Below are 17,249 nucleotides of genomic sequence, written 5' to 3'. Positions count from 1 at the left end.
GCCCTTCAGGGCCCGACACGCCGGGGGTTGGCTTCCGCCAGCACGACACTGAAGAGTTGCTGCGCGTCGGTCCATTCCGCGACCGGTGTCCAGCCGCCGGCGCGCAACAGGACGCGGACGTCGCGCGTGCCGTACTTGATGCTGTTCTCGGTATGGATCGTTTCCCCTGCACGCATGCGGAACACGTGGTCCGCGACTTCGAAGCTCAGGTCGCGCGTTGCCAGCAGGTGCATCTCGATGCGCGCCTCGTCGTCATTCCAGATCGCGCGATGGCGAAACGCGCCGACCGGAATCGTTCCGCTCAGCTCGCGGTTGATCCGGTCGAGCAGATTCAGGTTGAACTGCGCCGTCACGCCGGCGGCATCGTCATACGCGGGAACGAGGACCTGCGGGCCCTTTATCCGGTCCACGCCGATCAGCAGCTGCGCGGCATCTCCGAGCGTGGTGGCCATCGTCCGCAGCAGGTCCACCGCCTCGGGAGCCACGAAGTTGCCGATGGTCGAGCCGGGGAAGAATCCCAGCCGCGGCGAGTGTCCCAGCCGGGGAAGCTGCATCGGCTTGGTGAAGTCGCCGACGACGGGATGTATCGGCAGGCCCGGGAACGAACGCGAGAGTACCTGCAGGGATTCGTGGAGAAATTCCCCGGAGACGTCGATCGGTACGTACGCTTCCGGCTCGATGGCCGAGAGCAGCAAGGGCGTCTTCGTCGAAGAACCCGAACCGAATTCGATCACCACCCGGCCACGGCCCACCCTTTCGGCAATGTCCTTGGCGTGCCGTTCCAGGATGGAATGTTCCGTCCGCGTCGGGTAGTACTCCGGCAACGCCGTGATGGCTTCGAAAAGCTCGGAGCCCCGATGGTCGTACAACCATCGTGCGGGCACGACTTTCTGCCGGGCGGACAGGCCGGCGAGCACTTCGGCGAGAAAGGCCGGGTCGGCCTTGGTGGCCGTGTTCAATGCCGGATCGCGTGTTGCGCAAACAAGATTCATGTCAGTCTCGGGGCCAACGCTGGTCGACCTTCGTTAGTCAGCGGGTGATGAAACGCAAGGCAGCGGACTACGGAAGCCATCCGAGCCTGCGGAAACGCCAGTAGAGCCACACACAAATCGAGCCCATGACGCCCAGGACGACGAGATAGCCCCAGCCGGTGTGCGTCCCGGGCAGGTTGGCGAAATTCATCCCGTAGACGCCCGCGATCGCGGTGGGAACGCCGAGAATGCCCGCCCAGGCGGCGAGCTGCCGGGTGATCGCCGACTGCCGTTGTTGCTCGAGCAGGCTGCTGGCTTCCAGCGCCGTGCGGATGACATCGATGAGCCCCGTGGTCATGGCCTCGATGCGCACGAGGTTGTCCAGGACGTCCCGGAAATACGGCCGGGACGCGTCGGAAACACAAGGCACGTCGAGCGTCGCCAGCTTGTTGCATACCTCCATCATCCGGCTGATGGCATGCTGGAAGTGGATCGCTTCGCGCCGGAGCTGGAAGATGCGCGCGATCTCGGTACTGCCGAGCGAGTCGCACAGGAGCCGCTTCTCGATGAGCAGGATTTCGTCGGCGATCATCTGCACGACAGGAAAGTAGTCGTCCACGACGAGATCGAGCACCTCGTGCACCACGAACTCCGGCCCTTTCACGTTGCGTCGCGCGATCCGGTGGATGCTTTCCCGCAGCCGGTGGCCGAACGTGGTTTCCATCCGGCAGACCGTGATGACCCGCCGTTCGGCCAGAAAAATGCCCACGTCGGCATACTGGATTTCGCTGGGGCCCAGCTCCGCCGCCTTCGCGATGATGAAGGCATGATCCGCATAGAGGTCGAGCTTGGCGACCTGCGCATCGCTCATCGAGTCCTCGACGGCGAGCTCGTGCAGGCCGAACACGCGCTGGAGCGATGCGATTTCCTCGCCGCACGCATCGACCACGTCGATCCAGGCAAAAGCGCTCCCGGCCAGGCAAAGCGTCGTGCCATCCCATGGGATCCAGGTTGGCGCGCCTTGCCCGCCATGAATGGCTGCGACGATGCTCATGCTCGGTCTTCCCTCAGGCCCATGCGCCTCCTTCGATGACGCGCGATCGGAAAATCCCGACGGCTAGGCCTTCGCCTCCGCACGGCGAGGCAGCACCCAGCCCGGACGCACGAAATGGCAGGTATAGCCGTTCGGGATCCGTTCGAGGTAATCCTGATGCTCGGCTTCCGCTTCCCAGAAATCACCGGCTGGCGCGACCTCGGTCACCACCTTTCCAGGCCACAGCCCCGAAGCCTCGACGTCGGCGATGGTGTCCAGGGCCGCGGCCTTTTGTTCGTCGTTCGTGAAAAAAATGGCCGAGCGATAGCTGGTGCCGCGGTCGTTTCCCTGGCGATCGACCGTGGTCGGATCGTGGATCTGGAAAAAGAACTCGAGCAGGCGGCGGTAGGTGGTCTGCGCGGGATCGAAGTTGATCTCGATGGCCTCGGCATGGGTGCCGTGGTGGCGATAGGTGGCGTGCGGCACGTCGCCACCGGTGTAGCCGACCCGGGTCGACACGACCCCGGGGAGCTTGCGGATCAGGTCCTGCATGCCCCAGAAGCAGCCGCCGGCGAGCACAGCGCGTTCGGTAGTCACTGGATGTCCTCCACTTGATCGAGATAGGCGCCGTAGCCTTGTGCTTCCATCTCGGCGCGGGGCACGAAACGGAGCGAGGCCGAATTGATGCAGTAGCGCAAGCCGCCCTTGTCGCGAGGACCGTCGGGGAAGACGTGTCCGAGATGGCTGTCGCCGTGCGCCGAACGCACTTCGGTCCGGATCATGCCGTAGGTGGTATCGCGCAATTCGTTGACGTGTGCGGGTTCGATCGGCTTGGTGAAGCTCGGCCAGCCGCAGCCGGACTCGAACTTGTCGGACGACGCGAACAACGGCTCGCCGGATACGACGTCCACGTAGATGCCTGCTTCCTTGTTGTGGAGATAAGCGCCGGTTCCCGGGCGCTCCGTCGCGCTCTCCTGGGTGACACGGAATTGCTCGGGCGACAGCTTGGCGATCGCATCGGGGTTCTTGTGATAGTCCATCAGTCCTCCTTCGATCCTGGCGGGATCATCATCGAGTTCACCGGATAATTCGTTCGTCAGCGCTGTTCGTTACGTTGTCAGGTCGCCGACCGGGACGATTGCGGTCTGCGTATCAGACCCGTTCAAGCAAGGTCACCGTTCCCTGGCCGCCGTCGGCACAGATGCTGACGATGGCGCGCGAACCCACGGGATGCGACCACAACTCCTTCACCGCCTGGCTCAGGTCGCGTGCACCGGTCGCCCCGAACGGATGACCGATCGCGACCGACCCGCCATTGGGATTCACGCGCTCCCACGGAAAGGTCCCGAGCTCGGCCTGCACGCCGGTCTTGGTGCGCAACCAGTCGGGCCGCTCGATCGCCGCGACGTTTGCCAGCACCTGGGCCGCGAACGCCTCGTGGATTTCCCACAGGTCGATGTCCGCATAGCCGAGGCCATGGCGCGCAAGCAGCCGCGGGATCGCGTAGGACGGCGCCATCAGCAGGCCTTCCGTATGGTGGTCGACTGCTGCCACTTCGTAGTCGACCAGGCGCAAATGCGGGGTGCCCTCCGGCAGTCGGGCAAGCCCGGCCTCGTTCGCGATCCAGCAGCCGGCGGCGCCGTCGGTGATCGGCGAGGAATTGCCGGCAGTCAGGCTGCCCTGGCCGCTCGTCCGGTCGAACGCGGGTTTGAGCGCCGCCAGCTTTTCGGCCGAGGTATCGGCGCGCGGATTCGAATCGCGTTCGAGTTCCGGGAGCTTGATGACCAGGTCGTCGAAGAAGCCGCTGTTCCAGCCCGCCACCGCACGCTGATGGCTTTGCAGCGCCCAGTCATCCTGCGCCTGGCGACTGATCTGCCACGCCTTGGCGGTCTCCTCCATGTGGTCGCCCATGGTGCGCCCGGTAATGCGGTTGGCCCAGCCCTTGGTCGGCAACACGTAGTCCTGTGGTTTCAGCGCCTGCAGGGCGGCCAGCGCCGCGGAAGGATCGCTGCCGAACAGGTCGGTCAGCCGCTTCGACGCCTCAGCCGTCAGTGCGATCGGCGGGCGGCTCATGACTTCACCGCCACCGACCATGGCAAGGTCGATGTCCCCGCCGAGCATTCCGGCCGCCGCGAACGCGGCGGTCATGCTGGTCGAGCAGGCCAGCACGACGGAGAAAGCAGGGACGTTGGGATTGAGCCCCGCGTCGAGCCAGATTTCCCGCGCGATGTTGCTCCAGCCGAGGTTCGGGATCACCGAGCCCCACACGACCAGGTCCGGCTCGGCGCGCGCCGCCATTGCCTTCACGACCGGAACCGACAGGCTGATCGCATCGTAATTGGCAAGCGCACCGCCGCCACGCCCGAATGGCGTACGGAGTCCGGCGGCGACGAAAACGGGTAGCGGGAAATGCTGCATGGGGAATTCCTGATGGGTCGAACTTCGTGAATCTCAGACTGTTCGTTCGACATGGTGATTCATTGCCGTTCTCTCCAGTGCCTCGACGGGTTGGCCGTGCGCGAATCCCTCGGCGCGGGGAGCGAAACGGATTGCAGGTAGACGATGATCGAGTGGCGCACGCCTGGATCGTCCAGTTCCAGATACATCTTGCTGCCGGGCGCCATCTTCTGCGTACCGCTCAGCCACTGGTCGAGCCTGGCGGGAGTCCAGATGCCGCCGAGTTTCTTCAAGGCAGGCGAGTAGTCGTATCCCTGGACGCTGGCCACCGTCCTTCCGACGACGTTGCGGTGGCGCGGGCCGATGCGATCCGTATCCACCGAGTGGCATCCACCACACGTGTTCAGGTACAGCGTCTGCCCGGCGGCAACATCGTCCGGCGCTTTTCCAGCCCATGCGGCCATGCTCAGCAAGCCGGCAAACAACAGGCTGCCCGACCGGATCGATGTGCGAAACAGCGATACCCTCATGTCCCGACTGCTCAACCGAATACGTAAGCCGTCGCCGGAATCGGCGTTCCCGCTGCGTTGTTGAGCGTGGTCCAATGGATGGCTTCGTCGGCGGAAATCGACGCGAACAATTTCGCGAGTTTGGGATCCTTGAGCGCCGTGATCTGGCCGATATACGCACTGGCGGCACCACGCTCGAGCATGGTGGCCAGCGCAACGACATCGGCCTCGGACTTGAGCGAGCCAAGCTTGAGTTCGGCGATGTACTGGGCATCCGTCCTGGGCTCGGCGGGCTTGCCGCCGGCCGTTGCGACGAGTTTCGCCAGCGAATCGCGATGCGCCTTGTGGTGACCCATGAAGACGAGCGCAAGCTTGAGCGTTGCAGGCGAAAGCAATCCGCTCTTCCCTGCGAGGCGGTAGGCGGCGATGCCTTCATGTTCGAGGGCAAGCGCGGTCTGGATGACGCCGACGTCGTTCGAACGGACTATCGTGGTCGACATGACCCTGCTGGCGAACAGGCTTGCGGCGCCGACGCTGAGCGTCGCAACGCCCGCTTGCGCGAGGAACTTCCGCCGATCGCCCTTTGGCTCGTTCATGGCTTTCTCCTCATGGGGTCTTTAGAGATTGGAACCTGCCACGCGCGGCTCTCGTCAAGCGCTTGCGTGCCGGTGAAGAACATCGACAGTGTGGTCGGCATGGTGGCCCGTTACCAGCGACCTTCAGTGCCTCGCGCGCAACTTTGGACGACGACGCACGACAACTGGACGAAGCCGCACGCGCACGTGCTCGAATCGGCTTGTCCGGCGGCCGACGCCACGAGAGACTATCCACCTGTCTGCTCGATGAGCTTCAGACGTGCGCCATGCATGTGCAGCACCTCGCTTCGAGCGCATCCCCTTCGTTTTTGCATCGTGGATACTGCGACAAGGTCACTGCCGAAGAGGACGTAGGCGTTGATGGTGCGGTAACGCGCCTGGGTGCACCCTCCTTCCGAACGTGGCGGAAGGCTGTTCGCTCAACCTCATGCGGGTATCCGGCGTCCCCCCTCAACGTTTCCATCAATAGAGACAAATGACCGAAGAGGCATTCAAATGAAAGCGATCGTGGTGACAGATCAAGCTGCGGGAACGGCCGGGATGAAACTGGTGGATCGGCCCGAGCCGCAGGCGGCGATAAACGACGTCGTCGTCGAGATCCATGCATCGGGTTTCGTCGGGACCGAATTGACGTGGCCCTCGACCTGGGCCGATCGCCGAGACCGCGACCGGACGCCGACGATCCCCGGGCATGAATTGGCCGGTGTGGTCACTGCCCTCGGCTATGGCACGGCGGGTCTGTCGGTGGGACAGCGGGTGTTCGGCCTCGCCGACTGGCACCGCGACGGCACCCTGGCGGAATACGTGGCCATGGAGGCACGCAACCTTGCGCCGTTACCGGGCGACGTCGACTTCACGGTGGGCGCGAGCCTGCCGATCTCGGGCCTGACCGCGTGGCAGGGACTGTTCGAGCACGGCCGCCTTCGGGCTGGGCAGAGCGTCATCGCGCACGGCGCGGCCGGCGCGGTCGGGTCGATGGTGACGCAGCTTGCACGAGAGGCGGGCGCCTACGTCATCGGCACCGGACGCGCTGCCGACCGTCAGAAGGCACTCGACTTCGGCGCGAACGAATTCGTCGACCTCGAGAATGACACCCTGGAAGACATCGGTGGAGTCGATCTGGTGTTTGATGTCATCGGCGGCGACATCCAGAAACGCTCGGCAGGTCTCGTTCGGGCCGGAGGAACGCTGGTGACCATCGTCGGACCGGCCGAGGCGCGGCCCGCCGACGGCCTGGCGGTTGACTTCGTTGTCGAGGCCGATCGTGCTCAATTGACTGAGATCGTCCAGCGTGTGCGGGACGGGAGATTGCGGACGAACATCGGCAACATCGCGACCCTCGACGATGCCGTCACCGCTTTCAATCCGACCGGGCGGGTCAGCGGGAAAACAATCATCCGCGTTCGTCCGTGAGGACTCAGGCTCCATGTAGAGGAGACGCCGGCGTCGATCATGAAACACCGATCACGCTGAGCGTAGCTTGCTTGAGCAAGCGAAGTCGGAGCGCGTCCGCCGCGCGTGCCCTTCGACTTCGGCGCTGCGCGCCTACGCTCAAGGAGATCGGGTTGGAGGGGTGGATATTCGGCATCAAGCCCATCATCCAGGAGTGAGCCATGCGCAACATCAAACATGGCCTGGCGGTGCACTTGGGAGCATCCTCTTTCCTGGCATGGCACAGGTGTCGCCTCGCGCCTTGGTTGGCGGCAGCCCGGGTAACTCGATGAAACCCACAGCATGATGGCGCTCTCATGAGAAGCTCCGATTTCGACCAATTGTTCAGACGGGATCCCGCTGTACCGGCTTCGGCCCGCCCACCAGCAGGGCTGGCGGAACGGATCCTCGATTCCATGGATGTCAGCGTCGAGGCCTTCGCCATATGCCGGATCGCCCGGGATGCAGCGCTCATCATCCCGGCCATTTCCGACCTGAAGATCATGTACGTGCTCAATGGCACCATGCATCTGTCCGTCGACGGCAACGAGTCACTGGTCTCCCCGGCGGGCAGTATCGTCCTGCTGCCCAAGAACCTGGGGCGCACACTGATGGGCCAGGAACCCGTCAAACGGACGTACAGCGCCCAGGACGTCATCCGCATGGGGATACACAACCTCATGTATGTCGATGCCTTCGCTGGAGAAGAACATGACATCCGCGTGCTGTGCGGCCGGATCAAGATCGGCTTTGCCAGCGATTTCGATGCGTTCGACGGCCTCGTCCAGCCGATAAGCGCCAAGCCCGAAAATGATGCCTTTGTGAGAAGCGCATTCCAGACCATGCTCGACGAGAGCAGATTCCGCACGGCCGGCTCGCAGGCTCTGGCGAACACCTTGATGAAGGCGTGCCTGGTCGAGTTGCTGCGTCACGATCTCGACCGATTGCACCACCCGGGCAACGCGCCGTCGATCCTCCTGAAGCCCGGCGTGGGCCGGTCCGTCATCGCGATCTTCTCGCAACCGTCGGCGACGCACAGCGTGGCCTCGTTGGCTAGAATCGCCTGCATGAGTCGGTCCGCTTTCGCGAAGGCATTCGTGGAAACTACCGGCGCAACACCGATCGAGTTCGTGACCCGGGCGCGCCTTGCCAAGGCCCGTGATCTGATTGCGGCGACGGGGAGCTCCATCGCATCGATCGCGACGGCCGTGGGTTTCGCCAGCCGCAGCCATTTCAGTTCACGATTCCGCCAGCGCTACGGCGAGGATCCCACGGCATATCGCAAGCGAACCCGGCAAGAAGCGGACCCGACCTCCAGCGACCCTCCGACCCCGCTCGCTGGCGGTTGTCCGCCGTGACTCGCCCCGGCTATTTTCGCTGGCTCCAGCTCCAGTGGGTCAGCCTTCGCCACATATCGAGGTGTGCATGAGCAGACATCCAGTAATCATCGAAGATACGGGGCTCGGTTTGTTCCAGGTGGAAGTGCGCGCCCAGGGAACGTCGTTTCTTTCCGACGAACCGATTTCTTCCGGCGGCCTGGCTTCCGGCCCGGGACCGTTCGACCTTCTGAGTGCCGCTCTCGGCGCATGCACGGTCATGACCGTGAAGCTCTATGCCCGGCGCAAGTCGATCGCCGTGTCCCACGTGCAGGTCGTGATCACGCACCAGCGCGATCCCGAATCACGACGCGACGTGTTCGAACGCTCGATTTTCATCGACGCAGCGGTAACCGGGGACGAGATGAAACAGTTGCTCGCTGCGGCGGATCGCTGCCCGGTGAGCCGGACGTTGGGCGCAGGCGCGGACATCGTCACGGCCCACAGTCAGACGGCGATCGCCACCGGTCGACGCGCCGGGGACGAGACTTACATGCGCGCCGTGGAACAGGCTTGCGACGAACTCGCCATCGGCTGACCCATGCTCGTTGTCCACCATCTCAGCCATTCGAGATCCCAGCGCATCCTCTGGCTTCTGGAAGAACTGGATGTGCCTTACGAGATCAGGTTCTACGAGCGCGAAGGCAGGAGTCATCTGGCTCCGGAGGCATTGAAGGCGATCCATCCACTGGGGAAGTCCCCGGTGATCACCGACGACGGCCGCGCCGTGGCCGAGTCGGGCGCGATCGTCGATTACATCGTCCGCCGTCACGGCGAAGGCAGGCTCGCGCCGCCGCCGGACAGCTGGCTCTACGACCAGTATGTGCAGTGGCTCCACTACGCCGAAGGGTCGGCAGTACTACCCCTGATCATGAAAGGTTATGTCTCGTACCTGGGCAACATGTGGCGCCCGCTCAAGCAGCACGTCGACATTGAGCTGGATACCCATTTGCGCTACATCGACCAGAGCCTGGAGGAACGCGACTATCTCGTGGGAAATGCGTTCTCCGCCGCAGACGTGCAGATGAGTTTCATCGGTGAACTGGCGGCGATCCGCACCGACAGGAGCCGGTTCCCGAACCTCGAAGCATGGGTCCGCCGGTTTCAGCGCCGGCCGGCGTACCAGGCCGCCATCCGGCGCGGGGGGCCGTACGACCTTGGAAGCGGATGATCGACACGCGGCGCCTCCGTTTCTCTTGAACAGCAACCCATGACGCCCTGGCCCGCGACCCGAACGTTCCGGCCATCCAACAGGAGGACTTCCAATGCCCGCCAACATGTACGACTACACGATTCCCGCGCTGTTGCGAGGGCTTGGGGTTCTGCGATCGTATCTGGACAAGATGCAGGCGGCGGTGGACGCCGGGCAGTTCACCGGCGAAGCACTGCTTCAGGCGCGCCTGGCGGACGACATGCTGCCGCTCGGTCGTCAGTTCCAGATCGCCTGCGACAATGCCAAGAACGGTCCGGCCCGGTTGACTGGCCAGGAAGCGCCCTGGTTTGCCGACAACGAACAGACGATAGGGGAATACCGCCACCGGGTCGAAAAGACGATCGCGTTCTTGCGGGCGTTGACGCCTGAGGCCTTCGACGGCAGTGACGCGCGCATGATCGACCAGTCGTATCGGCGCGCGGGCGTCGCCATGGCCGGGGAAGACTATTTGCGCGCCTTGCTGCTGCCCAACTTCTACTTCCATCTGGCCGTCGCACACTCGATCTTGCGCCACCAAGGCATCCGGCTGGGCAAGAGCGATTATCTCGGCGCGTTGCCCGGCTCCCAAGCGCTGGCTTCCCCTGGGAATGGCCATCCGGTCCGATTCCTGACCCGGGCTGAAAGCCTCGAATGGCTCGCGGGACGCGGCCTGCGGGAAACGCCGGCGACTTACGAACCCGGCAACAGCCATTTCCAGTTCGATCTGCGGCCGCTACCCATAAGGCTGTCCGGACTGATCGGTTCGCTGCTGGAGGATCTCGGCGAATTCGAGGGCGGACTGTTGCTGTTGAGCGACTGGATCTGGGACGACGAATACGAAGGTGATCCAACGGCGCTGTACCGCGAAGCGCAGAAAGAAGTTCGCCCATTGAACGAAGCGCCCGGGTTGATCCTGGACAAATCAAACCGCCAGGACGCGGTGGCGCTGCTGACCCTGCTCGTGGAGCGCAAGTGGACCGGCCAATTCCATTTCGCGTCCGGCGCAACGACCTTGCGGATTGTCGAAGGGGACCGTGTGGAGGTTTACACCGCCAATCCGGAAGCGGAACGACTCGTGCAATATCGGCTCGCCGTTTCGGGCGGCGACGTACTGCCTGTCTGAAGAGCGTACGCCTCGATGCATTCCAGCGCTGTCTCCCATCGATACGTTGTTTGAAAACAGCCATTCGCCGACAAGCTTGCGAGGAACTCCCAAGCAGGCGCAGGCTGCAAAGGGATGGAACCTTGCGATACATGGCCCGCCGCCACCGGCGCCTGCAACGGAGAGGCAGCTTCGGGCCGCCCATCAACATGCCAATCGGAACCCGACCATGAATCAGCCCACTCACGAGAACCTCGACGAAGCCTTCGTTGCGCGCCAGCGCGAGCGGTTGCTCAAGCTGCGGGCACAGCTCATCGCCGGCGGAGACGCCGCCGGTGCCGAGGAAGACACCTTGCAGATGGCTGCCGGTGACGAGCCCCAGGATGCCGTCGACGATGGCAACCGCCTCGAGCAGCAGGCCAACAACGAGGCGCTGCTGGCGCACGATCTGGAGCGGATCGCGGCCATCGATCGGGCGCTGGAGAAAATGCGCCAGCATACGTATGGCCTGTCTGACGGCAATGGAGAACCCATCGGTCGTGCGCATCTGGAAGCCGTTCCCGAGGCGATCTTCACCGTGGACGAGCTCAATACAAAGGCGCGCCAAAGGTGAAGGTCCGACATGAGCATTCCGGGGTGACTCCGGCTGCCGTTGCCGAGGCGGCAGACATGCTGCTCGTCGCTGGCGAACGCCCGAGCCCCGACCGTGTACGGGCGTTGGTCGGCACGGGCTCGCATGACGTCATCGCCGGATTTCTGGACGTCTGGTGGGAGGACCTGGGGCGGCGCATCATCGCCCCAGCGGCCGATCCCTGGACGCCACCGCCGGAGGTCCAGCAAATCGCCGCGATGCTTTGGATACGGGCCACTGCGCACGCACGCGCCATGCTGGCTACTTCCCATGAGGAAGAACGCGAACGTTTGCTCGGGACGATCGCCCAGCTGGAAACGAGGTTGCAGGATGTGTCTTCCGGCAACTAGTGGCGAACTATCCGTCGAGACCTGCAGCATGGCCAGGAAACGCGTGGCAGTGACAGCCGATATAGCCGATCCGATCATTCGGCTCCACAAAGGGCCGGAGGTGATTTTCGATGAAGATTTCTCGGATCGCCTCGAAGGCATGCCTCCGCATCAGCGCAAGAAGTGGCTTGCAGACCGATCGATTTCGCTGCTGGATGAATACGACGACGGCGCGTTTGATACCAACGGTGAACTCGATCCCTGGGAGCCCGACTAGGGAGATGTGCCAGAGCGCCCAAACGCACGACGCAGCGCATCGCATCACCACGATGCCTGTTTGATCCGAACAACATAGCTGTCCGCTGAAAGTAGCCTGCGCGGGTGTCCGGTTAGGCAGAAAGCCGCAGCGCTCACAGTCCGCGGAAGATTTGCATCCCAGGCATGACGAGACCGCCACCGCAGATCGTAGATCGACGCCGCCCCTCCCTGGATTCGATGGTACTGCGCCATGTGCGTGGCGGCTTTCGGCCGGTCCGAAGCTTGAGCATGGATTTTTGCCGCCACAGCTCGAGAGTCGCCCTTGCCTCACTATCGATAACGAGCCCTGATCGCCCGGCCCCATGTCCGCTTCGGGTGGAAAGCGAGCATGGGCGATGAATGTGTCAGATCGGTCAGCCTTGACTCCACGCCCGCACCGCTTCCGCAAACGCCAGACAATCCGCAAACCGGTTGTACAGCGGAGCCGGCGATATGCGGATGACGTCGGGTTCGCGCCAGTCGCCGATGATGCCGTTGGCCATCAGGTACTCGAATAGGGCGCGGCCGCGTTCGCGGCCGCCGATCACGCGGATCGACAGTTGGGCGCCGCGGCGGGCGGGAGCGGCGGGCGTCACCACCTGCAGCACGTTACCGAGCTGGGTCTGCACCAGCCATTCGAGATAGCCGGTGAGTTGCAGGGATTTCTCGCGCAGCATGGCCATGCCGGCGCGGCGGAAGATATGCAGCGATACGCGCAGCGGGGCCAACGCGAGAATCGGCGGGTTGGAGAGCTGCCAGCCGTCGGCGCCGGCGGTGGGCTGGAACTCGGGGCCCATCTGGAAACGGGTGGTCTTGTCGTGGCCCCACCAGCCGGCGAAGCGCGGCAGCACGGCCTTGGCGTGGCGTTCGTGCACGAAGGCGCCGCCGACGGCGCCGGGGCCGCTGTTGAGATATTTGTAGCTGCACCAGATCGCGAAGTCGGCGCCGCTATCGTGCAATTGCAGTGGCAGATTGCCGACGGCGTGGGCGAGGTCGAAGCCGACCACGCAACCATGCTTGTGCCCCAGTGCGGTGATCACCTCGATGTCGAACGCCTGACCGGTGCGGTATTGCACGCCGGGCAGCATCACCAGGGCGATGCGCGAGCCGTGTTCGGCCAGCGCGCGTTCGATCGCGGCGAGCGAGGTGGTGCCGTTGGCTTCGTCGGGCTGCAGCTCGATCAGCGCGGTGGCCGGGTCGAAGCCGTGGAAGCGGATCTGCGACTCCACCGCGTAACGGTCGGTGGGAAACGCGCCGCCCTCGATCAGGATCGCCGGGCGCTCGGCAGTGGGGCGGTAGAAGCTGACCATCATCAGGTGCAGGTTCACGCCCAGCGTGTTCATCGCCACCACTTCGGCGGGCCTGGCACCGACCACGGCGGCGAGGTCGTCGCGCACGAACTCGTGGTAGTCCATCCACGGCAGGCGGCCCTTGAAGTGGCCTTCGACACCGAGTTCGCCCCAGTAGTCCAGTTCCGCGTTGACCGCCTCGCGCACCGCGCGCGGCTGCAGGCCGAGCGAGTTGCCGCAGAAGTACACGCTTTCGTGGCCTTCGTGCGGCGGGATCAGGAATTCGTCGCGGAACGCGCGCAGCGGATCGGCGGCGTCGCGGGCGTTGGCCCAGTCGTGGGTGGCTTCGAACGTGACGGACATCGGGATTCTCTTGGAGTCGGAGCCTCCGGCTGGTTTCAGGGGAGGCCGGGCGTGTGGGGAAGATCAAAAGCGAACCCCACCCCGGCCCTCCCCTGCGTGCAGGGGAGGGAGTCAAGCGGCGGGTCTACTTCAGCTGTTCGGCGAGGGCGGCGCAACCCTTGTCGAAATCGGCTTTCCAGGCGGCACCAGCCTGGGTTTCGCTGGGGCGCATGCAGCGCAGCTGGATGGCGTGACCGTTCTTGAACCAGTAGTGCTCGGTGTAGCTGAAGGCGGTGCCGTTTTCCTGCGCGGTGTAGATGTTGCTGTTGGGACCGGGCGGCGTGTCGGCGACCTTGTAGCCGGGCAGCGCCATTGCCTTGGCGGTGGCTTCGCTGCGGTACTGGTTGAAGCTGTTGACGTCGGCGACCTGTTTCACCGTGACGGTGACGCGGGCGAGGCTGTTCTTGCCGGTGGGCGAGGGGTCGGGCACCTGGAACACGTGGGCTTCGGGGTCGCCCTGGGTTTCCATGATGCCCAGCCAGCTGTCGGGCGTGCTGAAGGTGACGGTGCCGTCGGCCATGCTGACGTCGGTGGCGTGCACGCCCGTGGCGAGCAGGGTGGTGGCGAACGCGATGGCGAGGATGCTGCTGCGCAGGAGGTTCATGCGGGTGCCTTCGAAAGGGAGTCGGGAGCGAAGCGATGGAGAGGCAGGCCCAGCCATTCCAGCGCGGTGCCGTGGAACAGCCGCGCGCGGTCGGTGTCGTCCAGGCCCAGCGCCTCGATGCCGCTGCCGGGTTCCTGCTCCCCCAGCGGGAAAGGATAGTCGGTGCCCAGCATCACCTGGCGTGCACCGGTCACATCCAGCAGATAACGCAGTGCCTGATCGTCGTGCACGCAGGAGTCGAAATAGAAGCGCTTGAGGTATTCGCGGGGGTTGCGCGGGTTGTCGGTAGCCACCAGATCCGGGCGCATCTTGAAGCCGTGTTCGATGCGGCCGATGGTCGACGGGAAACTGCCGCCGCCATGGGCCAGCATCACGCGCAGTTTCGGCAGGCGCTCCAGCACGCCGCCAAAGGCGAGGCAGCAGGCGGCGCGCGATTGCTCGGCCGGCATGCCGACCAGCCACGGCATCCAGTATTTGGGCATGCTGGCCATGCCCATCATGTCCCACGGGTGCACCAGGATCGCCGCGCCGAGGTCGGCGGCGGCCTCGAAGAAGGGAAACAGCTCGGGCGCGTCCAGGTTCCAGTCGCCGCAGTGCGAGCCGATCTGCACGCCCTGCAGGCCCAGTTCGTCGATGCAGCGCTCCAGTTCGCGGATGGCCAGGTCCGGGGCCTGCAGCGGCACCGTGCCGATGCCGGCGTAATGGCGCGGGTAGTCGCGGCACAGCCCGGCCATGTGGTTGTTCAGGTGGCGATGCAGTTCCAGCGCCTGGTGGCCCGGTGCCCAGTACGAAAACAGCACCGGCACGGTGGAGATCACCTGCACGTCGACGCCGAAGCGGGCGTAGTCATCGATGCGGGTCTGCGGGTCGAAGGCCGAATCCCAGACTTCGCGGAAGAAGCGGCTGTCCTTGTAGATGCGGTGTCGCCCGTCGGTATGGGTCATCACCGGAAAGCGGTCGTCGCCGTACTTGGCGGCCAGGTTCGGCCAGTCGCGAGGCAGGATGTGCGCGTGGGTATCGATCTTGAGCATCCGCGCAGTGTAAAACCTCTGCGCCGCGGCGTCGCGCCGCAGTGCGGAGGCGTGTGGCGGGATGGTTTACGGAGCCGGCACGCTGTCGGAGCGGCTGCGGTTCATCACGTGGGCCAGGGTGTTGATGTTGTCCACCAGGCGGTCGCTGATCCGCGCCAGCAGGTCGGCGGCGACGCGGTCGTCGCTTTCCGGTACCGAACCGACCAGGGCGCGCTGCATGGCGCGCAGGTCGGGCAGGGCATCGGCCGCACGCTGTTCGCGCAGCGCGCTGGCGAGGATTTGCAGGCTGCCGGCCGCCTGTTCGACGAAGCGGCCCAGAGCAGTCTGGTCCAGGGTGGAGAGATCGTCGAGGGTGGCCTCCAGCGTCATCGCGGTGCGTGCCAGCCGGTTGCCGTTGGCGAACAGCGCGCGTGCCAGCGCCAGCAGTTCGGGCGGCGTGGCCGGTTCGGTGCGCATGCGGTCGATCGAGGCCTGCGCGTTGGTGCGGGCGGTGCGCGCCGCGGTGCGCGTGTCGCGATGGGCGGCAGTCTGCGCGGGTTGCGCCAACGCGCGCAGGTAGCTGGCGTAGGCGTCAAGCATCACCGCCAGCGCAGCGCGGGCGCGACCGCGCTCCCAGGTCGGCCACGCCACGTAGGCGAGCAAGGCCATGCCGCAACCCAGAGCGGTGTTGATCACCCGGTCCGACACCGCCAGGCCGGGATTGACTCCCTCGAACGACAGCAGGATCACCACGGTGCCGGTCAGCGTCGCCACCGCGATGCCGTAGTGGGCGCCGGCGAGATAGCGGAAGGCCATGCACAGCACCGCCATCAGGGCCAGGTGTGCCCACGGTTCGTCGGGCGTGATGTGCAGCAGCACCGTGGTCAGTACCAGGCCCAACACGGTGCCGAGCACGCGCAGCAGGCCGAAATTGAAAGTCGCGGCGAAGTCGGGCCGCAGCACGATCGCCGCGGTCATCGGCAGCCAGTAGCCGTGCGGCAGCTGCAGCAGGCGCGAGACCCACAAGGCGACGCTGAGGCAGACCGCCATGCGCACGGCATGCCGGAACGCCACCGAGCGCGGGGTGAGGCTGGCGCGCAAGGTGGCCAGGGCGGAGCTGCTGCGCAAGGCCGTCGGCAGGCGGGTTTCCGCCGCGCTGGCACGCAGCTCGCCGCGGCTGCCAGCCCAGTCGGCATTGCGCACGGCGGCGGCCAGTTGGCCGGCCAGCGCATGGATGTGCGCCGCCAGTCCGTCGAGCGTGCCGCCGCCGTCGAGCAGCGCGTGCTCGCTCGCGCGCAAGGTCTGCAGTGCACGAGCGGCCTGCTCGGGCGACTCGCCCTGTTCCAGCGCGCCGGCAATGGCCGCCAGCACCCGCGCGGTGTCGTCGCGGAACAGGCCGTGGATCGCCGGGTTGGCATGCAACTCGATCATCGCGGTGAGTTCCAGCCGGATCCGCTCGGCCAGTTCCAGCAGCACGCCGAAGGCTTCCATCGCCCGGCCATGTGCGCGGTGGCGACCCAGCAGGGTCTGCTGCAGCGTGGTCATCGCCTCGGTCAGCGCCGGCACCTCGGCATCGTCGTGGTTCTGTTGCCGGGCCAGCGCGGCAAGTCCGCTGTAGACATTGGCCAGTGCCAGACGCTCCGGCCAGTAGCGCTGCAGCGGCCATGCGGCCAGCGAAAACGAGGTCAGCAGCAGGCCACCGGCGAAGATCAGGGCGGCGCCGCCAAAGGCGTGCTCCAGCGAGGTCGGCGTGGAGGCGGTGATCACCAGCAGGATCATGCTGGTCATGCCGACCCGCGCGGTATCGGTGCCGAACACCACCAGCAACCCGCCAAAAAAGCCGCAGGCGGCCGTGGCGATCAGGATGGGCAACAGCTGGCCGCCGATCAGGAAGCCGACCAGCGCGGCGAGCCCGGCCGCCAGCGACGCCAGCAGCAGCTGGCGCATGCGCTGGCGATACGGCCCCGGCTGGTCGGAGAACATCGTGTCCAGCGCACCGGCGGCCACGCCCAGGCCGATCTGCGGATAGCCGGTGGCCATGCCCACGGCCAGCGGCAGCACCACCGCCGCGGTATTGCGC

Annotated in this window: 19 protein-coding genes; 8 read left to right on the top strand and 11 right to left on the bottom strand. The window is 65.2% G+C overall.

Going from position 1 to position 17,249, the window contains the following annotated elements; all coding sequences use genetic code 11:
• Positions 1 to 5: 5 nt before the first annotated feature.
• The 7 genes from egtD to ASD82_RS07320 form a co-directional block, all read right to left on the bottom strand.
• Positions 6 to 959, bottom strand: a complete 954-nt coding sequence (gene egtD, locus ASD82_RS07350) for an L-histidine N(alpha)-methyltransferase (RefSeq protein ID WP_200950246.1) — start codon at positions 957 to 959, stop codon at positions 6 to 8.
• Positions 960 to 1,059: 100 nt separating this feature from the next.
• Positions 1,060 to 2,025, bottom strand: a complete 966-nt coding sequence (locus ASD82_RS07345; protein WP_082542721.1) for a magnesium and cobalt transport protein CorA — start codon at positions 2,023 to 2,025, stop codon at positions 1,060 to 1,062.
• A gap of 63 nt (positions 2,026 to 2,088) precedes the next feature.
• Positions 2,089 to 2,601, bottom strand: coding sequence for a peptide-methionine (S)-S-oxide reductase MsrA (gene msrA / locus ASD82_RS07340; protein WP_082542722.1), 513 nt, complete (start codon positions 2,599 to 2,601; stop codon positions 2,089 to 2,091).
• Positions 2,598 to 3,044, bottom strand: a complete 447-nt coding sequence (gene msrB, locus ASD82_RS07335; protein WP_056717188.1) for a peptide-methionine (R)-S-oxide reductase MsrB — start codon at positions 3,042 to 3,044, stop codon at positions 2,598 to 2,600. The genes msrA and msrB overlap by 4 nt, the downstream gene beginning before the upstream one ends.
• A 112-nt stretch (positions 3,045 to 3,156) precedes the next feature.
• On the bottom strand, positions 3,157 to 4,422 hold the full coding sequence (locus ASD82_RS07330; protein ID WP_056717187.1) for a thiolase family protein: 1,266 nt from the start codon (positions 4,420 to 4,422) through the stop codon (positions 3,157 to 3,159).
• A 59-nt stretch (positions 4,423 to 4,481) separates the two neighbouring features.
• On the bottom strand, positions 4,482 to 4,931 hold the full coding sequence (locus ASD82_RS07325; RefSeq protein WP_157599216.1) for a c-type cytochrome: 450 nt from the start codon (positions 4,929 to 4,931) through the stop codon (positions 4,482 to 4,484).
• A gap of 11 nt (positions 4,932 to 4,942) precedes the next feature.
• Positions 4,943 to 5,506: a ferritin-like domain-containing protein gene (locus tag ASD82_RS07320; RefSeq protein WP_056717186.1), complete on the bottom strand. Its 564-nt coding sequence runs from the start codon at positions 5,504 to 5,506 to the stop codon at positions 4,943 to 4,945.
• Between the two features lie 495 nt (positions 5,507 to 6,001).
• Here ASD82_RS07320 and ASD82_RS07315 point away from each other — a divergent pair, with 495 nt between their 5' ends.
• The 8 genes from ASD82_RS07315 to ASD82_RS17690 all read left to right on the top strand — a co-directional run bounded on the left by ASD82_RS07315 (position 6,002) and on the right by ASD82_RS17690 (position 11,844).
• Positions 6,002 to 6,919, top strand: a complete 918-nt coding sequence (locus tag ASD82_RS07315) for an NADP-dependent oxidoreductase (RefSeq protein WP_056717185.1) — start codon at positions 6,002 to 6,004, stop codon at positions 6,917 to 6,919.
• A gap of 434 nt (positions 6,920 to 7,353) precedes the next feature.
• Positions 7,354 to 8,295, top strand: a complete 942-nt coding sequence (locus ASD82_RS07310) for a helix-turn-helix domain-containing protein (RefSeq protein ID WP_056717184.1) — start codon at positions 7,354 to 7,356, stop codon at positions 8,293 to 8,295.
• Positions 8,296 to 8,362: 67 nt separating this feature from the next.
• A complete protein-coding gene (locus ASD82_RS07305; protein ID WP_082585273.1) occupies positions 8,363 to 8,851 on the top strand; it encodes an OsmC family protein in 489 nt (162 codons plus the stop codon).
• Positions 8,852 to 8,854: 3 nt separating this feature from the next.
• On the top strand, positions 8,855 to 9,484 hold the full coding sequence (locus tag ASD82_RS07300) for a glutathione S-transferase (protein ID WP_056717182.1): 630 nt from the start codon (positions 8,855 to 8,857) through the stop codon (positions 9,482 to 9,484).
• Between the two features lie 94 nt (positions 9,485 to 9,578).
• Complete coding sequence (locus tag ASD82_RS07295; RefSeq protein WP_056717181.1) at positions 9,579 to 10,628, top strand: DUF1993 domain-containing protein; 1,050 nt, start codon at positions 9,579 to 9,581, stop codon at positions 10,626 to 10,628.
• Between the two features lie 208 nt (positions 10,629 to 10,836).
• Positions 10,837 to 11,220, top strand: a complete 384-nt coding sequence (locus ASD82_RS07290; RefSeq protein ID WP_056717180.1) for a hypothetical protein — start codon at positions 10,837 to 10,839, stop codon at positions 11,218 to 11,220.
• The gene (locus tag ASD82_RS07285) at positions 11,217 to 11,588 is read left to right on the top strand and encodes a DNA-binding protein (protein WP_343123466.1); all 372 of its coding nucleotides are present in this window, start codon (positions 11,217 to 11,219) and stop codon (positions 11,586 to 11,588) included. Before ASD82_RS07290 ends, ASD82_RS07285 begins: the two co-directional genes overlap by 4 nt.
• Before the next feature lie 28 nt (positions 11,589 to 11,616).
• Complete coding sequence (locus ASD82_RS17690) at positions 11,617 to 11,844, top strand: hypothetical protein (RefSeq protein WP_157598938.1); 228 nt, start codon at positions 11,617 to 11,619, stop codon at positions 11,842 to 11,844.
• 394 nt (positions 11,845 to 12,238) lie between these two features.
• On the opposite strand, the gene kynU is transcribed toward ASD82_RS17690, so the two are convergent.
• The 4 genes from kynU to ASD82_RS07265 form a co-directional block, all read right to left on the bottom strand.
• Positions 12,239 to 13,516: a kynureninase gene (gene kynU, locus ASD82_RS07280; protein WP_056717178.1), complete on the bottom strand. Its 1,278-nt coding sequence runs from the start codon at positions 13,514 to 13,516 to the stop codon at positions 12,239 to 12,241.
• 124 nt (positions 13,517 to 13,640) lie between these two features.
• Positions 13,641 to 14,159 carry a hypothetical protein gene (locus tag ASD82_RS07275; RefSeq protein WP_056717177.1) on the bottom strand — a complete coding sequence of 173 codons (519 nt, stop codon included), beginning with the start codon at positions 14,157 to 14,159 and terminating at the stop codon, positions 13,641 to 13,643.
• On the bottom strand, positions 14,156 to 15,190 hold the full coding sequence (locus tag ASD82_RS07270; RefSeq protein WP_056717176.1) for an amidohydrolase family protein: 1,035 nt from the start codon (positions 15,188 to 15,190) through the stop codon (positions 14,156 to 14,158). The genes ASD82_RS07275 and ASD82_RS07270 overlap by 4 nt, the downstream gene beginning before the upstream one ends.
• A 66-nt stretch (positions 15,191 to 15,256) precedes the next feature.
• The coding region (locus tag ASD82_RS07265; RefSeq protein ID WP_056717175.1) for an FUSC family protein at positions 15,257 to 17,249 on the bottom strand (1,993 nt) is incomplete at its 5' end.

This window comes from Rhodanobacter sp. Root179, assembly GCF_001428465.1.
In the GTDB taxonomy this organism is placed as follows: Bacteria; Pseudomonadota; Gammaproteobacteria; order Xanthomonadales; family Rhodanobacteraceae; genus Rhodanobacter.
This window is presented reverse-complemented; position numbering and strand designations above follow the sequence as displayed.